Source organism: Bradyrhizobium sp. (assembly GCF_016213215.1).
In the GTDB taxonomy this organism is placed as follows: domain Bacteria; phylum Pseudomonadota; class Alphaproteobacteria; order Rhizobiales; family Xanthobacteraceae; genus Bradyrhizobium.
Map to the genome: position 1 here is coordinate 1 of NZ_JACRAW010000149.1, position 16,224 is coordinate 16,224.

At 62.9% G+C, this 16,224-nt stretch carries 15 protein-coding genes; 8 read left to right on the plus strand and 7 right to left on the minus strand.

Going from position 1 to position 16,224, the window contains the following annotated elements:
* The 7 genes from HY852_RS24355 to HY852_RS24385 form a co-directional block, all read left to right on the plus strand.
* Nucleotides 1–493, plus strand: a 493-nt coding sequence (locus HY852_RS24355) for a SufD family Fe-S cluster assembly protein (RefSeq protein ID WP_291605491.1), incomplete at its 5' end; no start/stop codon positions are given.
* Nucleotides 494–556: 63 nt separating this feature from the next.
* Nucleotides 557–1,309: a Fe-S cluster assembly ATPase SufC gene (gene sufC, locus HY852_RS24360; protein ID WP_291607454.1), complete on the plus strand. Its 753-nt coding sequence runs from the start codon at nt 557–559 to the stop codon at nt 1,307–1,309.
* A 14-nt stretch (nt 1,310–1,323) separates the two neighbouring features.
* A complete protein-coding gene (gene sufD / locus HY852_RS24365; protein ID WP_291607455.1) occupies nt 1,324–2,637 on the plus strand; it encodes a Fe-S cluster assembly protein SufD in 1,314 nt (437 codons plus the stop codon).
* Nucleotides 2,634–3,881, plus strand: coding sequence for a cysteine desulfurase (locus tag HY852_RS24370; RefSeq protein WP_291607456.1), 1,248 nt, complete (start codon nt 2,634–2,636; stop codon nt 3,879–3,881). Before sufD ends, HY852_RS24370 begins: the two co-directional genes overlap by 4 nt.
* The gene (locus tag HY852_RS24375) at nt 3,878–4,249 is read left to right on the plus strand and encodes an SUF system Fe-S cluster assembly protein (protein ID WP_291607457.1); all 372 of its coding nucleotides are present in this window, start codon (nt 3,878–3,880) and stop codon (nt 4,247–4,249) included. The genes HY852_RS24370 and HY852_RS24375 overlap by 4 nt, the downstream gene beginning before the upstream one ends.
* Before the next feature lie 83 nt (nt 4,250–4,332).
* Nucleotides 4,333–4,740, plus strand: coding sequence for an iron-sulfur cluster assembly accessory protein (locus HY852_RS24380; protein ID WP_291607458.1), 408 nt, complete (start codon nt 4,333–4,335; stop codon nt 4,738–4,740).
* A 150-nt stretch (nt 4,741–4,890) separates the two neighbouring features.
* Complete coding sequence (locus HY852_RS24385) at nt 4,891–5,316, plus strand: TfoX/Sxy family protein (RefSeq protein WP_291607459.1); 426 nt, start codon at nt 4,891–4,893, stop codon at nt 5,314–5,316.
* 148 nt (nt 5,317–5,464) lie between these two features.
* Here the strand turns inward: HY852_RS24385 and HY852_RS24390 are convergent, their stop codons facing one another.
* Nucleotides 5,465–6,532 (minus strand): GGDEF domain-containing protein, encoded by a 1,068-nt coding sequence (locus HY852_RS24390; protein WP_291607467.1) that lies wholly within the window; start codon nt 6,530–6,532, stop codon nt 5,465–5,467.
* 105 nt (nt 6,533–6,637) lie between these two features.
* Nucleotides 6,638–8,113 (minus strand): DEAD/DEAH box helicase, encoded by a 1,476-nt coding sequence (locus tag HY852_RS24395; protein ID WP_291607460.1) that lies wholly within the window; start codon nt 8,111–8,113, stop codon nt 6,638–6,640.
* A 359-nt stretch (nt 8,114–8,472) separates the two neighbouring features.
* Between HY852_RS24395 and HY852_RS24400 the strand changes: the two genes are divergently transcribed.
* Nucleotides 8,473–9,993 (plus strand): caspase family protein, encoded by a 1,521-nt coding sequence (locus HY852_RS24400; protein WP_291607461.1) that lies wholly within the window; start codon nt 8,473–8,475, stop codon nt 9,991–9,993.
* A 216-nt stretch (nt 9,994–10,209) separates the two neighbouring features.
* On the opposite strand, the gene HY852_RS24405 is transcribed toward HY852_RS24400, so the two are convergent.
* The 5 genes from HY852_RS24405 to parE form a co-directional block, all read right to left on the minus strand.
* Nucleotides 10,210–10,977: an outer membrane protein gene (locus HY852_RS24405; protein WP_291607462.1), complete on the minus strand. Its 768-nt coding sequence runs from the start codon at nt 10,975–10,977 to the stop codon at nt 10,210–10,212.
* Nucleotides 10,978–11,195: 218 nt separating this feature from the next.
* A complete protein-coding gene (locus HY852_RS24410; RefSeq protein ID WP_291607463.1) occupies nt 11,196–11,966 on the minus strand; it encodes an SDR family NAD(P)-dependent oxidoreductase in 771 nt (256 codons plus the stop codon).
* A 145-nt stretch (nt 11,967–12,111) separates the two neighbouring features.
* Nucleotides 12,112–12,879, minus strand: a complete 768-nt coding sequence (locus HY852_RS24415; RefSeq protein ID WP_291607464.1) for a porin family protein — start codon at nt 12,877–12,879, stop codon at nt 12,112–12,114.
* A 402-nt stretch (nt 12,880–13,281) separates the two neighbouring features.
* Nucleotides 13,282–14,070, minus strand: a complete 789-nt coding sequence (locus HY852_RS24420; RefSeq protein ID WP_291607465.1) for a porin family protein — start codon at nt 14,068–14,070, stop codon at nt 13,282–13,284.
* 231 nt (nt 14,071–14,301) lie between these two features.
* Nucleotides 14,302–16,224, minus strand: a 1,923-nt coding sequence (gene parE, locus HY852_RS24425) for a DNA topoisomerase IV subunit B (RefSeq protein ID WP_291607466.1), incomplete at its 5' end; no start/stop codon positions are given.

Consider the following 16,224-nt stretch of genomic DNA (forward strand, 5'->3'; position numbering starts at 1 on the left):
CATCCTGCGCGGCGACAATTCGCGCGGCGAGTTCTACTCGATCGCGATCTCGAACGGCTATCAGCAGGTCGATAGCGGCACCAAGATGATCCATCTCGGCCGGAACACGACCAGCCGGATCATCTCCAAGGGCATTGCCGCGGGCAAGTCGCAGAACACCTATCGCGGCCTCGTCACCGCGCACCGCAAGGCCCTAGGGGCCCGCAACTTCACCGCCTGCGATTCGCTCCTGATCGGCGACAAATGCGGCGCGCACACCGTCCCGTACATCGAGGCCAAGAACTCCTCCGCGACCTTCGAGCACGAGGCGACGACCTCGAAGATCTCCGAGGACGTCTTGTTCTACTGCATCCAGCGCGGGCTGAGCCAGGAGGAGGCGGTCGGCCTCGTCGTCAACGGTTTCGTCAAGGACGTGCTGCAGCAGCTGCCGATGGAGTTCGCCGTTGAGGCTCAGAAGTTGATCTCGATCTCGCTCGAAGGATCAGTTGGATAGTTGCGTGTCCCCGCGGGAGCGCGTTCGGAGCCTTTCAGGACATCGATTAGATTGGAAACGATGATGCCATTGCTTGAAGTCAAGGACCTGCATGTCTGTGTCGAGGATCGCGAGATCCTCCACGGGCTTTCGCTTAACGTGAACGAAGGCGAGGTGCATGCGATCATGGGGCCGAACGGCTCCGGCAAGTCGACGCTCTCTCACGTCATTGCCGGCAAGCCCGGCTATGAGGTCACCGAAGGCGAGATCCTGTTCAACGGCGAGAACCTCCTGGAAATGGACCCGGAAGAGCGCGCCGCCAAAGGCGTATTCCTGGCGTTCCAGTATCCGGTCGAGATTCCGGGCGTTGCCACCATGACCTTCCTGCGCACGGCGCTGAACGCGCAGCGCAAGGCGCGTGGCGAGGCCGAATACTCCACGCCTGATTTTCTGAAGAAGGTCCGCGAGGTGGCAAAGTCGTTGAACATCCCGCAGGACATGCTCAAGCGCGGTGTCAACGTCGGTTTCTCCGGCGGCGAGAAGAAGCGCAACGAGGTGCTGCAGATGGCGCTGTTCGAGCCGAGTCTGTGCATCCTCGACGAGATGGATTCCGGCCTCGACATCGACGCGCTGCGGATCGCGGCCGACGGCGTCAACGCGCTGCGTTCGCCCAAGCGCGCGATGGTGGTGATCACCCACTATCAACGGCTACTGAACTATATCGTGCCGGACGTCGTGCACGTCATGTCGCGCGGCCGGGTGGTGAAGACTGGCGGTAAGGAACTGGCGCTGGAGCTCGAGGCTCAGGGTTACGCCCAGTTCGAGAACGCAGCCTGAAGACGGATCTTGCGATGAACGTTGCTTTGGCAAAGACCGGGACCGGCAGCACGGCAAGCGCAGTTTTCGCCGCCGCACGAAGCCGGCTGTCCGGCAACGCCGAGATCGCCGAGTTGTGCCGGCAGGCGTTCGAGACCTACGAGCGTCTCGGGCTTCCGCACCGCCGCATCGAGGAGTGGAAATACACCGACCTGCGCGCCCTGGTGCGCGAGGTGTTGCCGCTGGCTCCTGCGCCGGACGCGGCGGCCCTGGCGCGTGCCGGGGCTGCGATCAAGGCGCACGCGATCGACGGCGCGCGCCGACTGGTGCTGGTGGACGGCGTGTTCGTGCCTGAGCTGTCCGACGTCGCCGCGGTGGGCGCCGGCGTCAGCGTCCGCGAGCTGAGCGATGTGCTGGAAACGGATGCGCGCGGCGACCTGCTGCAGACTGCCTCGACCGATGCCATGATTTCGCTGAACGCGGCGATGGCGACGGATGGCGTCGTGCTCACCATTGCCGACGGCGCGGAACTTGCCGCGCCCATCCACCTCATCCACGTCGCGACCGCAGCGTCCGCCTCGGCGTTCACCCGCTCGCATCTGAGCATCGGCAACGGTGCGCGAGTGACGCTGGTCGAGACCTTCATCGCGGCCGAGGGCGCGGGCGCCTACCAGGTTAACGACGCCGTCATTCTATGGATCGGCGACGAGGCTGACGTTTCGCATGTCAGGCTGATGGCCGATGCGTCGGACGCCGTGAACATCACCTCCCAGGTCGTCACGGTCGGCGCCAGGGTAAAGCTGAACTTCTTCAACATGACCAGCGGCGGCGCCGTCAGCCGCCTGCAGGGTTTTTTCACGCTGGCGGGCGAGGGCAGCGAGCTCTCCATCAACGGCGTCAATCTTTTGAAGGACAAGGAGCATGGTGACCTGACGCTCGTGGTCGACCATACCGTTCCCGGCTGCACCAGCCGCGAGACTTTCCGCGCCGTCATTGACGACCGGGCGCACTCGGTGTTCCAGGGCCGTATCATCGTTCGTCCGGACGCGCAGAAGACCGACGGCAAGATGATGACGCGGGCGCTGCTCCTGTCGGATGAAGCGGAGGCCGACAACAAGCCCGAGCTCGAAATCTTCGCCGACGACGTTGCCTGCGGGCACGGCGCGACGACCGGTGCCATCGACGAGAGCCTGCTGTTCTACTTGAGGGCGCGCGGCCTTCCCGAGAAGGAAGCCCAGGCGCTGCTGATCCAGGCCTTCGTCGGCGAGGCGATCGAGCAGATCGCGAACGATGCGTTGCGCGAGACGGTCGAAGACGCGGCGCAACGCTGGCTGGAGGCGCGCCGATGAGTAGGCATCCGGCGGTGCTGAATGGCGGCTACGACGTCGCTCAGCTGCGGCAGGATTTTCCCGCGCTGGCGCTGAAGGTCTATGGCAAGCCGCTGGTCTATCTGGATAACGCGGCCTCGGCGCAGAAGCCGCGGGCTGTTCTCGACCGCATGAACAAGGCCTACACCAGCGAATATGCCAACGTGCATCGCGGCCTGCATTATCTCGCCAACGTGGCGACGGAAGCCTACGAGGGCGGCCGCGCCAAGGTGGCGCAATTCCTCAACGCCCGCCGGCCCGAGGAGATTGTCTTCACCCGCAACGCCACCGAGGCGATCAACCTCGTGGCTTCGTCGTGGGGCGAGCCGAACATCAAGGAAGGCGACGAGATCGTCATCTCGATCATGGAGCACCACTCCAACATCGTGCCCTGGCATTTCCTGCGGGAACGCCATGGCGCGGTAATCAAGTGGGCGCCCGTCGATGACGAAGGCAATTTCCTGATCGAGGAGTTCGAGAAGCTGCTGACCTCGCGCACCAGGCTGGTCGCGATCACGCACATGTCGAACGCTCTCGGCACCATCGTGCCGGTCAAGGACGTGGTCAAGATCGCCCATGCCCGCGGCATCCCGGTGCTGGTCGACGGCAGCCAGGCCGCCGTACACCTCCCCGTCGACGTGCAGGACATCGATTGCGACTTCTATGTCATCACTGCCCACAAGCTGTACGGGCCGAGCGGCATCGGCGCCCTCTATGCCAGGCATGAGCACCTCGTCGCCATGCGCCCGTTCAACGGCGGCGGCGAGATGATCCGCGAGGTTTCGAAGGATTGGGTGACCTATGGCGATCCGCCGCACAAGTTCGAGGCCGGAACGCCGGCCATCGTCGAGGCGGCCGGGTTCGGAGCAGCCATCGATTACGTCAATTCGATCGGCAAGGAGCGGATTGCCGCTCATGAGCACGAGCTTCTGACCTACGCCCAGGACCGGCTGCGCGAGATCAACTCGCTGCGCCTGATCGGCACCGCGCGCGGCAAGGGACCGGTGATTTCATTCGAGCTGAAGGGCGCCCATCCTCACGATATCGCGACCGTCATCGACCGGCAGGGCATCGCCGTGCGCGCCGGCACCCATTGCGTGATGCCGCTTTTAGAACGGTTCAACGTGACCGCTACGTGCCGCGCTTCCTTCGGTATGTATAATACCCGTGAAGAAGTGGACCATCTGGCAGAAGCGCTGATCAAGGCGCGGGAATTGTTTGCATGACCGATATGGCCGACGTCAAACCAAACCCGATGGAAACCCATTCGGCGTTGCCGCCGGAGGAGACCGAGCGCCTGACGAGCGAGATCATCGCGGCGCTGAAGACCGTGTTTGATCCGGAAATTCCCGCCGACATTTACGAGCTCGGCCTCATCTACAAGGTCGAGATCAGGGACGACCGCTCGGTCGATGTCCTCATGACGCTGACCACCCCGAACTGCCCGGCCGCCGGCGAACTGCCGACCATGGTGGAAAACGCGGTGGCGAGCGTCCCCGGGGTCGGCGTGGTCGAGGTAAAGGTCGTCTGGGAACCAATGTGGTCGCCGGAACGAATGAGCGACGAAGCACGCCTCGTCCTCAATATGTGGTGAAGCGTTCGATCGACGAGAGGCGGGCCGACAACTGGCATTGAACTTGCTGCGGCACTGACCACATCAGCATTGAGCATTGACACATGGACGATATGACCCAGGCATCATCACCGGCACCGAAGCCAAAGGCGCGTCCGCGTCCGCAGGTCATGCGCCTGACGGAGGCCGCGGCGACGCGAATTCTCGAGCTGACCAGGCGCGGCGATTCGGAAATCGTCGGCCTTCGGGTCGGGGTCAAGAACGGCGGGTGCGCCGGGCAATCCTACACCGTCGAATATGCCCACGAGATCCGCCCGACGGACGAGGTCGTCGAGGACAAGGGTGTGAAGATCCTGGTCGATCCCAAGGCCGTGCTGTTCCTGCTCGGCACCGAGATGGATTACAAGGTCGACAAGATGTCGGCCCAGTTCGTCTTCAACAACCCCAACCAGACCGGCGCCTGCGGCTGCGGCGAATCGGTGCAGCTGACCCCGGCCAAGATCGACGGGTAGGCCGCCGGCTGGTTCAATACGTCTTTGCGAGGAGCGACAGCGACGAAGCAATCCAGACTGTCTCTGCGGAAACATTTCTGGATTGCTTCGCTTCGCTCGCAATGACGGGCGTGCTATCCACTGAAGTCATCACTTCCACGGTGACTTCCCATGGACCGCGAATTCCTGATCGACCTGTTCGCGGATTTTGGTCCGGTGACCATCCGCCGCATGTTTTCCGGCTACGGCATCTCCGTCGACGGCACCAACTTCGCGCTGGCGCTGCGCGCCGGACTCTACTTTCGCGCCGACCAGGAGACCATTCCGGATTATGAGGCGGAGGGCTCACAGCCGTTTCAGTATCAGACGCGCGCGAAGGCCGTGGTCGTCAATTCCTACTGGCAATTGCCGGCGCGGCTGTTTGATGACTCCGAAGCACTCGCTGGATGGGCGAGGGCGGCGCTCGCCGCCGCCCAGCGTGCGGCCCTGAAGAAGCGCGTTAAGACGCGGAAGCCGGCCAAGTCAGTGAGGAGACCGGCAAAGAAGAAGGCAGGTAACAAGGCGTCGGGTCGAAAGGCTGCCGGAGGGAAGCAGTAGTCTTTTCAGGTCTCGTCATTCCGGGGCGCGCCCCTGGGCGCGAGCAGTGATGCGCAATTGCACATCAGAGAATCCCTACTCACAATGTTGGTTATGGATTCCGGGTTCGCGGCTTCGCCGCACCCGGAATGACGACTGTCGTTGAATGTCACGCCACCTGGCTGCGCGCCTCGGCGACGTATTCCGGATCGATTTCACAGATCACGCGATTGCGGCCGGTGCGCTTGGCTGCGTACAGGCAGGCATCGGCACGCTCGATCAGCGCGTCCGTGTCGTCGCCGAGCTTCAGCTGGGAGACGCCGACCGAAATGGTGACACGCCCAAGAATCTCGCCGGTCGATTTCTTCTTGAGCTCCTTGGCCATTATCGCGCGTCGGATGTGATCGGCGACCGTGAGCGCCTGGCGCAATCCGGTGTTGGGCAGCACCACGGCGAATTCCTCGCCGCCGTATCGCGCGGTGATGTCCTGGCCCTTGATGGTCTGCCTGAGCGACAAGCCGACAAGCCGCAGCACCTGGTCTCCGGTGAGATGGCCATAGGAATCGTTGAACGACTTGAAATGGTCGATGTCCAACAGAAGCAGACTGAGCGGCTCGCCGTTCGCGAACGCTTCCTGAACGGCGGCGTCGATCATGCGATCGAAATACTTGCGATTGCCAAGTCCGGTGAGCGGGTCGGTGAGGCTTTCCGCCCGGATCGCTTCCAGGCTCTGCTGCAGGCTGCTGATTTCGTTCTTCGACAGGTTCAGGCGTTCTTCCAGCGCCATGTTGGTGTCGCGCATTTCACGCGTCGATTTGACCAGTATCTCGATGACGCTCCTGACCTGGTCCGTGTTCTGCGCGATCGAGAGTTCCTGGCCCGCGCCGGTCAGGCTTTCATAGTAGGTGGCGGACACCCCCAGCGCTTCGCCCAGAAGCTTTACCACGTCGTCGATCTCGCCGATGACGCGCGCGCCGACCTTGTCGATGCGATCGGTGGCTTTGATGTGGGAGAGATAGGTCTCGTAGATCTGCTCGAGATCGGACTCGGTCAGCTTGCCGCTGCGCGTCAGCGTCTCATTGATGATCTTGTTGAGCTGGGCGTTGTAGCCCGTGGCGTAGACGTACCAGATCTCGTAATTGCGTGGGATCGCGTTCTGCCGAAGTGACCTGATCTGTCCGAGCGCGATCTCGGCAAACGCCATCGTGCGTTCGTGTTCGTCGAGCACCTTGGCCACTGAAAACGTCCCCATGGCGGCCGATGCCGGCCGCCCGCAGCAATGCCTTAATTATGGCCGGCACGCTAATGGACGAGAATGAAGGACCGGTAAACGGGCTCTGGTTCAGGCGCGAACGGGCCGCAGCAGAAATGCGGGAAGATGCGAATGATCCGCAGGCTCGGAATCGGTCTCGCGCTTCACTCGGCGCGGTTCAGCGCGGCCGATCGAAGGCACGGTAGACTCGCGCGCGGTCTGATGTGAGCCGGCGATGCGCGTGTCGGACGCGGGCCGCGTGTCTTTTCGCGAGCCTTCCTTTCGCGATGCCTCTCTTCGTGGCCCTTCTTTTCGCGGTCCTTCTTTTCGCGGTTCATGGCCGCGCTGCGCCTTGCGTCCGCCGCGCTGGCGCTCGCGCGAACGTGGCTCGCGCGCATGTTCGCCCTCGGACGGCGGCGACGAAGCGTCGGCGTGAATTTCGTAGTTGCCCTCGGCGCGCGGAATGCTTTGGCCGATCAGCTTTTCGATCGCAGCGATAGATTTCTGGTCGGGTGGCGTGACCAGCGAAATCGCGGCACCCGCGCGCCCTGCGCGCCCAGTGCGGCCGATGCGGTGAACGTAATCGTCGGGATGATGGGGGACGTCGAAGTTGAAGACGTGGCTGACTTCAGGAATGTCGAGGCCGCGGGCCGCGACGTCTGAGGCGACGAGCAGGGGCAGCTCGCCCTTGCGGAATTGTTCGAGCGCCGCCATGCGCGCGGGCTGATCCATGTCGCCGTGCAGGGCCGCGACGGCAAAGCCGTGCTTCTGCAGCGACTTGTGCAGAGTCGCGACCTCGCGCTTGCGGTTGCAGAAGATGATTGCGTTCTTGAGGTCCTTGGCGTCGCGCAGCAGGCGGCGCAGCAGATCGCGCTTTTCGTGCGGTTCACGGCCTGCGGGGACCTGTGACTGCGTCACGGTAACGGCGGCGGTCGCCGGCCTTGAGACCTCGACCTTCTGCGGGTTGTGCAGGAAGGCTTCGGTGATGCGCCGGATTTCCGGCGGCATGGTTGCAGTGAAGAACAGCGTCTGCCGGGTGAAAGGCACCAGCTTGCAGATGCGCTCGATGTCCGGGATGAAGCCCATGTCGAGCATGCGGTCGGCTTCGTCGATGACGAGCAGTTCGACGCCGTTGAGCAGCAGACCGCCGCGCTCGGTGTGATCGAGCAAGCGGCCCGGCGTGGCGATCAACACGTCCACGCCGCGCGTCAGCTTGGAATCCTGGTCGCCGAAGGAGACGCCGCCGATCAGGAGCGCAACGTTCAGCTTCTGGCCTGCGCCGTAGCGGTCGAAGTTCTCCTTGACCTGCGCCGCCAACTCGCGCGTAGGCTCGAGGATGAGCGTTCGCGGCATGCGGGCGCGGGCGCGACCCTTCTCGAGAATGGTGAGCATGGGCAGCACGAAGGCTGCCGTCTTGCCGGTGCCGGTCTGCGCGATGCCGAGAACATCCCGGCGCGCCAGCACATGGGGGATTGCTTGTTCCTGGATGGGGGTAGGTTGGGTGTAACCGGTGGCCGCCACTGCGGCGAGGACTTTTTCGGACAGGCCGAGTTGGGAAAAAGACATTGAGCCTCTAGTCGAAACCGCCGTTCGGAATCGAGGGTAAAAAGGCCGTCGCGTTTCACCCCAAAACGGCGCGCTTCGAAGAAAAGCTGGGGGTGCTGACTTACGCTGACAAGCGGCAGGCTCAGGAATCGCGTTGGATACAGAGCCGCGTCGACCCGAAACATAGGGGCGAATTGGGCAAAGTCAATGGCGCGGCTGCGGGAAGCGCCTAAAAAGCTTAATGTTTTTGCAGGAAACGGGGGAATTACGTGTCATCGGGAGCTTTGGAAAGGGCCGTTGAACCGGCATTTGCGCTCTGCCGACTACGGCAAAGGACCTTGGCGCAACGGGGCAGGGGCAGCCAGGGCAGGGGAAACAGGATGAGAAAAGACTATTCGTTCAGGGCTGCAATTGCCGGGGCCGTGGCTGCGCTGGTGCTGGGACTCGCCGCACCCGCTCAAGCCGAAAAGCGTGTTGCACTCGTGATCGGCAACAACGACTACAAATATGTCCCGAAGTTGCAGAAGGCGGTGAACGACGCCCGCACCATGGGGGACACCTTAAGGCAGCTCGGCTTTGCGGTGATGGTCGCCGAGAACCAGAATCGCCTGCAGTTCAGTGAGACGCTGCTCGCCTTCGACAGGGCGATCGAGCCCGGCGATACCGCGTTCTTCTTCTTCGCCGGTCATGGTTTTGAGATCGCGGGGCAGAATTTCCTGCTGCCGACCGACGTTCCGGCCGCGACCGAAGGCCAGGAGGAACTGGTGCGCGATGCTTCAGTCCTCGCCGACCGCATCGTCGAGCGATTGCAGAACAAGAAGGCGCGTACCTCGATCCTTGTGTTCGATGCCTGCCGCAACAATCCGTTCGAGCGGCCGGGCACGCGCGCGGTGGCCGGTGGCGGCGGGCTTGCGCCGATGACGCAACTGCCCGAAGGGGTGTTCTCGGTGTTTTCGGCCGGTCCCCGCCAGACCGCGCTGGACCGGCTCTCCAACGACGATACAAATCCGAATTCGGTATTCACGCGCAGCTTCGCCAGGCAGTTGCTGCAGCCGGGCATGAACCTCGTGCAGGTGGCCCAGCAAACGCGCCGCACCGTCAGCGAAATGGCGGAGACGGTGCGTCATAAGCAGATTCCGGTCTATTTCGACCAGATGGTCGACGACGTGTTCCTGAACGGCGCAAAGGCCGCGGCCGATGCCGCAAGGCCCGCTGATCCGCCGCCGCAGAAGATCGCGGCGCTGCCTCCGGTCTCGGTGCCGCGGGTGCCGAAGGAAGAAACCACCAACGCGCCGATCGCGAGTTTCTCGCGTCACAATGGCGGCTGGACGGTGACGTTCTCGATCATCGATCCGACGCTCGGGATTTCCTGGCGCATGGGCGATTCCGGTGAGTTTCGCGAGACCGGCTTTCTCGACGCGCTGGACTCGCGCACGCGCAAGCGCATGCCCAATCCGTCGATCCAGTTGCCGCCCGATGCAGGTCCGGCAACGATCGAGGTTCGCTATGTCGATGCGGGCGGAGATACGCAGGGACCGTTTCCGATCAAGTTCGATCCGGAAGCAGCTCTGATCCGCGATCAGCGCAAGATCCTCGACATGACCGCCACGAGCTGGCTGTCGTTCCGCGAATTCAACGGCCTGATGGTCTATTGGACCCATCTGGTGTCGTATCGCTGCGCCATCCGCGAGGTGCGCATCGGCATCGATACCGCCGTGCCGGACAAGGTGCTGAAGATGCCGCCGTGCGATCTCAGGGACCCGAGCGCAATTCCCTACAAGGCGGAGCTCTATCAAAGACTGCCGCCGACAACGCAATTCATGTCGGTGGAATTGACCTATCGCGACGGCAGCGTGTCGGAGATCAAGAGCTTTCGGACCGCAAACCGCAGCAACAATTGATTTGCCGGTTGATGTCCATCGAAACGATTGCGTCCAGGAGCACAAAGCCCCGGCTCGACCGGGGCTTTCTCACATTCGGAGAATGCTCGGTGTGATCGGTTCGTTTGCACGAGGCGGCGAGAGATCTGTTTCGCAAGACGCGTGAACGGAAGATCACGCCATGAACGAAAAAGCCCCGGGCTATGCCGGGGCTCTTGATCGAAGAAGGGTAATCGATCAGTACCTGGCGACGACCGGACCGCCCCAATGATAGCTGACGCCAACGCGGACCGAATTGTCGGTGATCCTCTGGTCCTGCAATCCGCCGGCGAACTGAGCGCCGACATTGTTGGTAATCGTGCCGTAGTCGGAGTAGCGGTACTCGACCCGCGCCCGCCAGTTGGTCGTAAACCCATATTCGACACCAGCGCCTACGGTCCAGCCGGCCCTCGTGGTGCTGAACGATGTGATCGGCGGACCGGCGACACCGCTCACGTAGACGTGCTCAAAATCCGCGAAGGTGAGACCGCCGGTGGCGTAGAGGAGCCAGTTGTTGGCAGCCAGGCCGAGGCGACCCCGGAAAGAACCCTGCCAGCGCGTCCGGGAGTCGATATGGTCGGTGATCGCGGGGCCGCCGTTGAATCTGTAGAAGCCGGTGCCCTTGATGTCCGCGGCTTCGATATCGCCCTCCAAACCGAAGACGAATTTGCCGGACTGGATGTTGTAGCCGGCATGCAAGCCGCCAACGATGCCGGAGGGATCGCTGCTGGCGGTCCATCCATCCGGCAGACCGGTGGCAATGAAGCGCTCCACGTTTGAATCCCGGCGCCAGTCGTAGCCGACCTGGGCGCCAACGTAGAAGCCGGTCCAATCATAGAGTGCCACAACGGCAGCCGGCGGAGCCTTCGTATAGCGCGGTGCCAGATCGGCCGCCGAGGCGGCACCCGCAAAGCTGATCGAAGCAATCGCGGCCGCGATCGGAAGAATGGTTCGTGCTTGGCGCACGCTGCCCCCATTTCCATGCAGAGGTCGAACGAAGGCTCAAACCTCGACGGGTTAAGTTTCGGAACACAAGCTACGCCCAGCTCGCCCGAGCACGGCGGTATCAGAGCATGCATTGGAACTTTTCTCGTGCTGGTTGCAAAAGGGCCACAGCACGGCCGAGAAAACTCCGGGGCAATGGAGCCCGGGTCGGCTCTGCCGGGCGACAACTGCGTGACTTATCAGCCCATGATCGAATAGCCGCCGTCGACCGGAATGGCCGTGCCGGTGACGAAGTCGGACGCGCGCGAGGCGAGGAATACCGCAATGCCGGCGAAATCGTCGATCTCGCCCCATCGCGCGGCCGGCGTGCGCGCGAGCACCCGATCGTGCAGGCCGCCGACCTGCTCGCGGGCCTGCCTGGTGAGATCGGTGTCGATCCAGCCGGGCAGGATCGCATTGACCTGGATGTTGTCGGCCGCCCAGGCGCAGGCGCAGGAGCGGGTGAACTGCACGATGCCGCCCTTGCTCGCGGCATAGGCCGGCGCGAAGCTCGCGCCGAAGATCGACATCATCGAGCCGATGTTGATGATCTTGCCGGCGGCTTGCGCCTTCATCGCCGGGTAGGCCGCCTTCGAACACAGGAACGCGCTCGTCAGGTTGGTGTCTATCACGCTGTCCCATTCCTCGAGCTCGAGCGCATGGGGCGGCTTTCGTATGTTGATGCCGGCGTTGTTGACGAGAATGTCGATTCTGCCGAACTCGCCGCTGACGCGATCGATCATGGCGCTGATGGCCGGCTGGTCCGTGACGTCGGTGGTGACCGCGATGGCCGTGATTCCGTGCTGCCTGAGCTCGTCGACGGCGGCGTTCGACTTCGATTCGTTGCGTCCCACCACGGCGATGTCGGCGCCGGCGGCGGCCAGACCGCGCGCGATGCCAAGTCCAATGCCGCCGTTTCCGCCGGTGACGATCGCGACCCTGCCGCGCAGGCCGAACAGTTCAGCGTTCATCCGTTCCCTCCCTTGATCTTGGGTCGTAGATCAGGACGAGGCTGGGCCGCCGTCAACCCATCGAGGCATGCGGAAAGGAAATGGGCCCACAACGAAAAAAGCCCCGGCTGAACCGGGGCTTTCTGATTTGCATACGAATGTCCGATCAGTACTTGGCGACGACCGGGCCGCCCCAGTTGAAGCGGTAGACGAGTTCGCTGCGCACGCTGTGCTCGCGCAGTTTCTGGGTCTCGGAATAGACCGTCGGAACGCCCGTGGCAAAGTCGTTGATCGACACATTGGCCCGATCGAACTCCGAATAACGGTACTCGGTCTTCCAGAACAAGCCCGGGAGGAAGCTCATGGCATATTCGTCACCCGTGCCGATGAACCAGCCACCCTTGGTGAAGCCGGACGTCGAAAAGGCGGGGGTGTTCAAAAACGCGGCATAGTCAGTCGATTTCCAATGGGCCTGCGTGTAGCCGCCCGAGAAGTAGGTCAGCAACTGGGGCAGAACCAGGTAACCGATACGGCCACCCACCGCCCACTGCCAATCCTGCCTCTGGGATCCGTAAAAGCCGTTGAGGATCCCCTTGTCGCCCTTCACGTCCATGAAATCATAGTCGCCGAAGACGCCGACCACGAAGTTGTTGAACTGGTAGTCGCAGCCCGCTCCCACGGTGCCGAACCAGCCACGCGCGCCGTTCGTATTATTGGCGGTGATCGCAACACCAGTCGCAGTGAAGTGATCGTTGCGGTCGCTAGTTGTGTAAGCACCGCCACCGCCGGCGCCGACGTAGCAGCCCGTCCAGCTGGCAGCCACAGGCACGGCGACCGGCGCCTTGGCGTAGGGCCGAGCGGCGCCGAGATCGGCTGCCGAGGCGGCGCCTGTCATCGCCGCAACCGCGGTCAGAGCCAGCAAAATCTTCTTCATGGTGCATTCCTCAACGTGGGCCGCATGGTTTCGTCCATGGAACCTACAGATGTGCCATGGAAAAAGCTGTCACTCGCCGAACACACTCGGCGGAAAACAACCACAGCATGCATATAAGAGTGAATTGCAATTAGCTCGGTACTTGGCAAAAATTCTTGCAATAACAAATACTTAGCTGGGAATCTGGCGCGGCGTGCCCGAACGGGCCTCGCGGGCGACTTTCGCTTTCTGCAACCGGAGGTGCAGCGCGTCCCCAATTGGCAAGCGTATTTCGTGCCGGCACGATTCGATTCGGTCGGGAAGGGGCCGGGCCAAGGCTCGCAAACGAGTGTGCGGCGCCAACAAGCAGCAAAAAAAGCCCCGGACATGCCGGGGCTTTTAGAACCGAGGGAGGAGAAGCGATCAGTACTTCGCGACGACAGGGCCGGTCCAGTTGAAGCGGTAGACGATCGAGGTGCTGATCGTCTGGGTCCACGGCTTGAACGTAATGTCGCGCCCGACGGGCAGGCCGGTCGCATCGGAGAGCTCGGTGATGGCCGTCCTGTCGTAGAACGCCGAACGATACTCGGTCTTCATGAACCAGCCGGGCGAGTTGATGCCGAAGATGTTGAGGTTGTTCTCGACGCCGCCGCCGATGAACCAGCCATGGCGATCGAAGCTGTTGGTGTGAGCACCCGCCGGAATTCCGGTGAACGTGGAGTACAGCGTTGTACCGGACCAGTTGGAGCCCGAGTAACCACCGTTGACGTAGGAGAGCACGTTCGGAGCCACGAGATAGCCAATGCGCACACCTGCAGCCCACGACGTCTTCAGCTTTTCATCCCCGGCCCAGAACGGGGTCTGATCCTGGATGGTGCCCCTGATGTCGCCGAACTGACCGTCGCCGAACACGCCGAAGACCCAATTCGGGTTCACCTGCCAGTCATAACCGGCACCAACGGTGCCGAACCAGCCCGAGCCACCCTGGCGCTGGTTGGCGCAGAGGATGCAGACGCCCGTAGCGGTGTCCTGGGTCGTCGTGTCAGCGTTCCACAACCCGCCGCCGCCGCCGCCGAAAATGTAAAAGCCGGTCCAGCTCGGCGCGATGATCGGGGGCGGAGCCTTGGCGATGGGACGTGCGCCCAGGTCGGCCGCCGATGCGGCACCCGTCATCGCCGCAACCGCAGCCAGAGCCAGCAAAAATTTCTTCATGGTCAAATCCCCAACTTTGGCCGTTCGGAAGCCGGTTAAAAGACGCGCCTGAGCGTCGATTCATCAAATCTGATGCTCGAACTATAATTGTTTACCGCTCAGAATGCTGTTGCTGGCTGGGCACAGTCAGCGGAAAACGCTTTGCGTTTGCAGGTAGCTGCGGCGGTGATCCGCGCGCCGCGAATACGGAATTCTCCCACGGCGTAAGGTGCTTAGCCGGAACTCCGCCGCTCAGACGTCCAGCAGGTCGTCGCTGGCGAATTCGGCCTTTTCCGAGATGAAGGCAAACCTTGCCTCGGCCTTGGTGCCCATCAGCCGCTCGACCGAATCGGCGGTGCCGTCGCGGTCGTCCGCCAGCAGCACAACCTTCAGCAAGGTCCGCTTGGCCGGATCCATGGTGGTTTCCTTGAGCTGCGCCGGCATCATCTCGCCCAGCCCCTTGAAGCGGCTGATGTCCACCTTGGCGTTGGCATTGAACTCGCTCTTGAGCAACGCCTCCTTGTGCGCGTCGTCGCGCGCGTAGAACGTCTTGCTGCCGTGGGTGAGCTTGTAGAGCGGCGGCACGGCCAGATAGAGGTGGCCTCCGTCGATCAGCCGCTGCATCTGCCGGTAGAAGAACGTGATCAGGAGCGAGGCGATGTGGGCGCCGTCGACGTCGGCGTCGGTCATGATGATGATGCGCGAGTAGCGCAGGTCTTCCTCGCGGTATTGGGCACCCGTGCCGCAGCCGATTGCCTGGACGAGGTCGGCAAGCTGGGCGTTGGCCATGAGCTTGTCCCTGCCGGCAGAGGCTACGTTGAGGATTTTGCCGCGCAGGGGAAGGATCGCCTGGGTCTTGCGGTCACGCGCATGCTTGGCGCTGCCGCCGGCCGAGTCGCCCTCGACGATGAAGAGTTCGGAGCCTTCCAGTCCGACGTCGGAACAATCGGAAAGCTTGCCGGGCAGGCGAGCCTTCTTGCCCGCGGTCTTGCGCGCGACCTCTTTCTCCTGGCGGCGACGCAGCCGCTCCTCGGCGCGTTCGACGACGAAGTCGAGGAGCTTGTTGGCCTGTACCGGGTTGCCTGACAGCCAGTGGTCGAACGGATCCTTGATCGCCTGTTCGACGATGCGCTGTGCTTCGGCGGTGGCGAGACGGTCCTTGGTCTGGCCCTGGAATTCGGGCTCGCGCACGAACACGCTGAGCATTGCGGCGGCCCCGGTCATCACGTCTTCGGAGGTGACGGATGCGGCGCGCTTGCCCTGGCCGACGCGTTCGGCGTGGTCCTTCAGCCCGCGCAACAAAGCGCTGCGCAGCCCCGATTCATGGGTGCCGCCGTCGGGCGTCGGAACGGTGTTGCAGTAGGAGGACAGGAATCCGTCTGCGTCAGCGGTCCAGGCCACGGCCCATTCGCAGGCGCCATGGGCGCCGTTGCGGCCGGCCTTGCCCGAGAAGATGTCCGGATGAACCAGCGTGTCGGCGTGGATCGCAACGCCGAGATAGTCCTTCAGGCCTCCGGGGAAGTGGAAAGTATCCTCGGCGGGCACATCCTCGATGCCCTTGAGCAGTTCCTCGGCGCAGCGCCAACGGATTTCGACGCCGCCGAACAAATAGGCTTTGGAGCGCGTCATCTTGAACAGGCGCTGCGGCTTGAACGTCGCCTTGGCGCCAAAGATGTCGGCATCGGGTTTGAAGCGGACCCTGGTGCCGCGGCGGTTGTTGACCTTGCCGAGATCCTCGAGCTTGCCCTTGGGCTGGCCGCGCTCGAACGCCATGCGGTAGAGCTTCTGGCCGCGCGCGACCTCGACCTCGAGCCGCGAGGAGAGGGCGTTCACCACGGAGATGCCGACGCCGTGCAGGCCGCCCGAGGTCTCGTAGACCTTCGAGTCGAACTTGCCGCCCGAATGCAGCGTGCACATGATCACTTCGAGCGCCGACTTCTTGGGGAATTTCGGGTGCGGGTCGATGGGAATGCCACGACCGTTGTCGGTCACCGTCAGGAAACCGTCAGCGCTCAGTTCGACCTCGATGAAGGTGGCGTGACCGGCGAGGGCCTCGTCCATCGAGTTGTCGATGACTTCGGCAAAGAGGTGATGCAGCGCCTTTTCGTCGGTGCCGCCGATATACATGCCCGGCCGGCGCCGCACCGGCTCCAGGCCCTCCAGCACTTCGATGTC

Excerpts from the sequence above, each read along its gene's own strand:
- HY852_RS24385 (WP_291607459.1), top strand. The coding sequence starts at position 4,891 with ATGGACCGCGAATTCCTGATCGACCTGTTCGCGGATTTTGGTCCGGTG.
- HY852_RS24415 (WP_291607464.1), bottom strand. The coding sequence starts at position 12,879 with ATGAAGAAGATTTTGCTGGCTCTGACCGCGGTTGCGGCGATGACAGGC.
- HY852_RS24400 (WP_291607461.1), top strand. The coding sequence starts at position 8,473 with ATGAGAAAAGACTATTCGTTCAGGGCTGCAATTGCCGGGGCCGTGGCT.
- HY852_RS24370 (WP_291607456.1), top strand. The coding sequence starts at position 2,634 with ATGAGTAGGCATCCGGCGGTGCTGAATGGCGGCTACGACGTCGCTCAG.
- HY852_RS24380 (WP_291607458.1), top strand. The coding sequence starts at position 4,333 with ATGGACGATATGACCCAGGCATCATCACCGGCACCGAAGCCAAAGGCG.
- HY852_RS24420 (WP_291607465.1), bottom strand. The coding sequence starts at position 14,070 with ATGAAGAAATTTTTGCTGGCTCTGGCTGCGGTTGCGGCGATGACGGGT.
- HY852_RS24410 (WP_291607463.1), bottom strand. The coding sequence starts at position 11,966 with ATGAACGCTGAACTGTTCGGCCTGCGCGGCAGGGTCGCGATCGTCACC.
- sufD (WP_291607455.1), top strand. The coding sequence starts at position 1,324 with ATGAACGTTGCTTTGGCAAAGACCGGGACCGGCAGCACGGCAAGCGCA.
- sufC (WP_291607454.1), top strand. The coding sequence starts at position 557 with ATGCCATTGCTTGAAGTCAAGGACCTGCATGTCTGTGTCGAGGATCGC.
- HY852_RS24375 (WP_291607457.1), top strand. The coding sequence starts at position 3,878 with ATGACCGATATGGCCGACGTCAAACCAAACCCGATGGAAACCCATTCG.
- HY852_RS24395 (WP_291607460.1), bottom strand. The coding sequence starts at position 8,113 with ATGTCTTTTTCCCAACTCGGCCTGTCCGAAAAAGTCCTCGCCGCAGTG.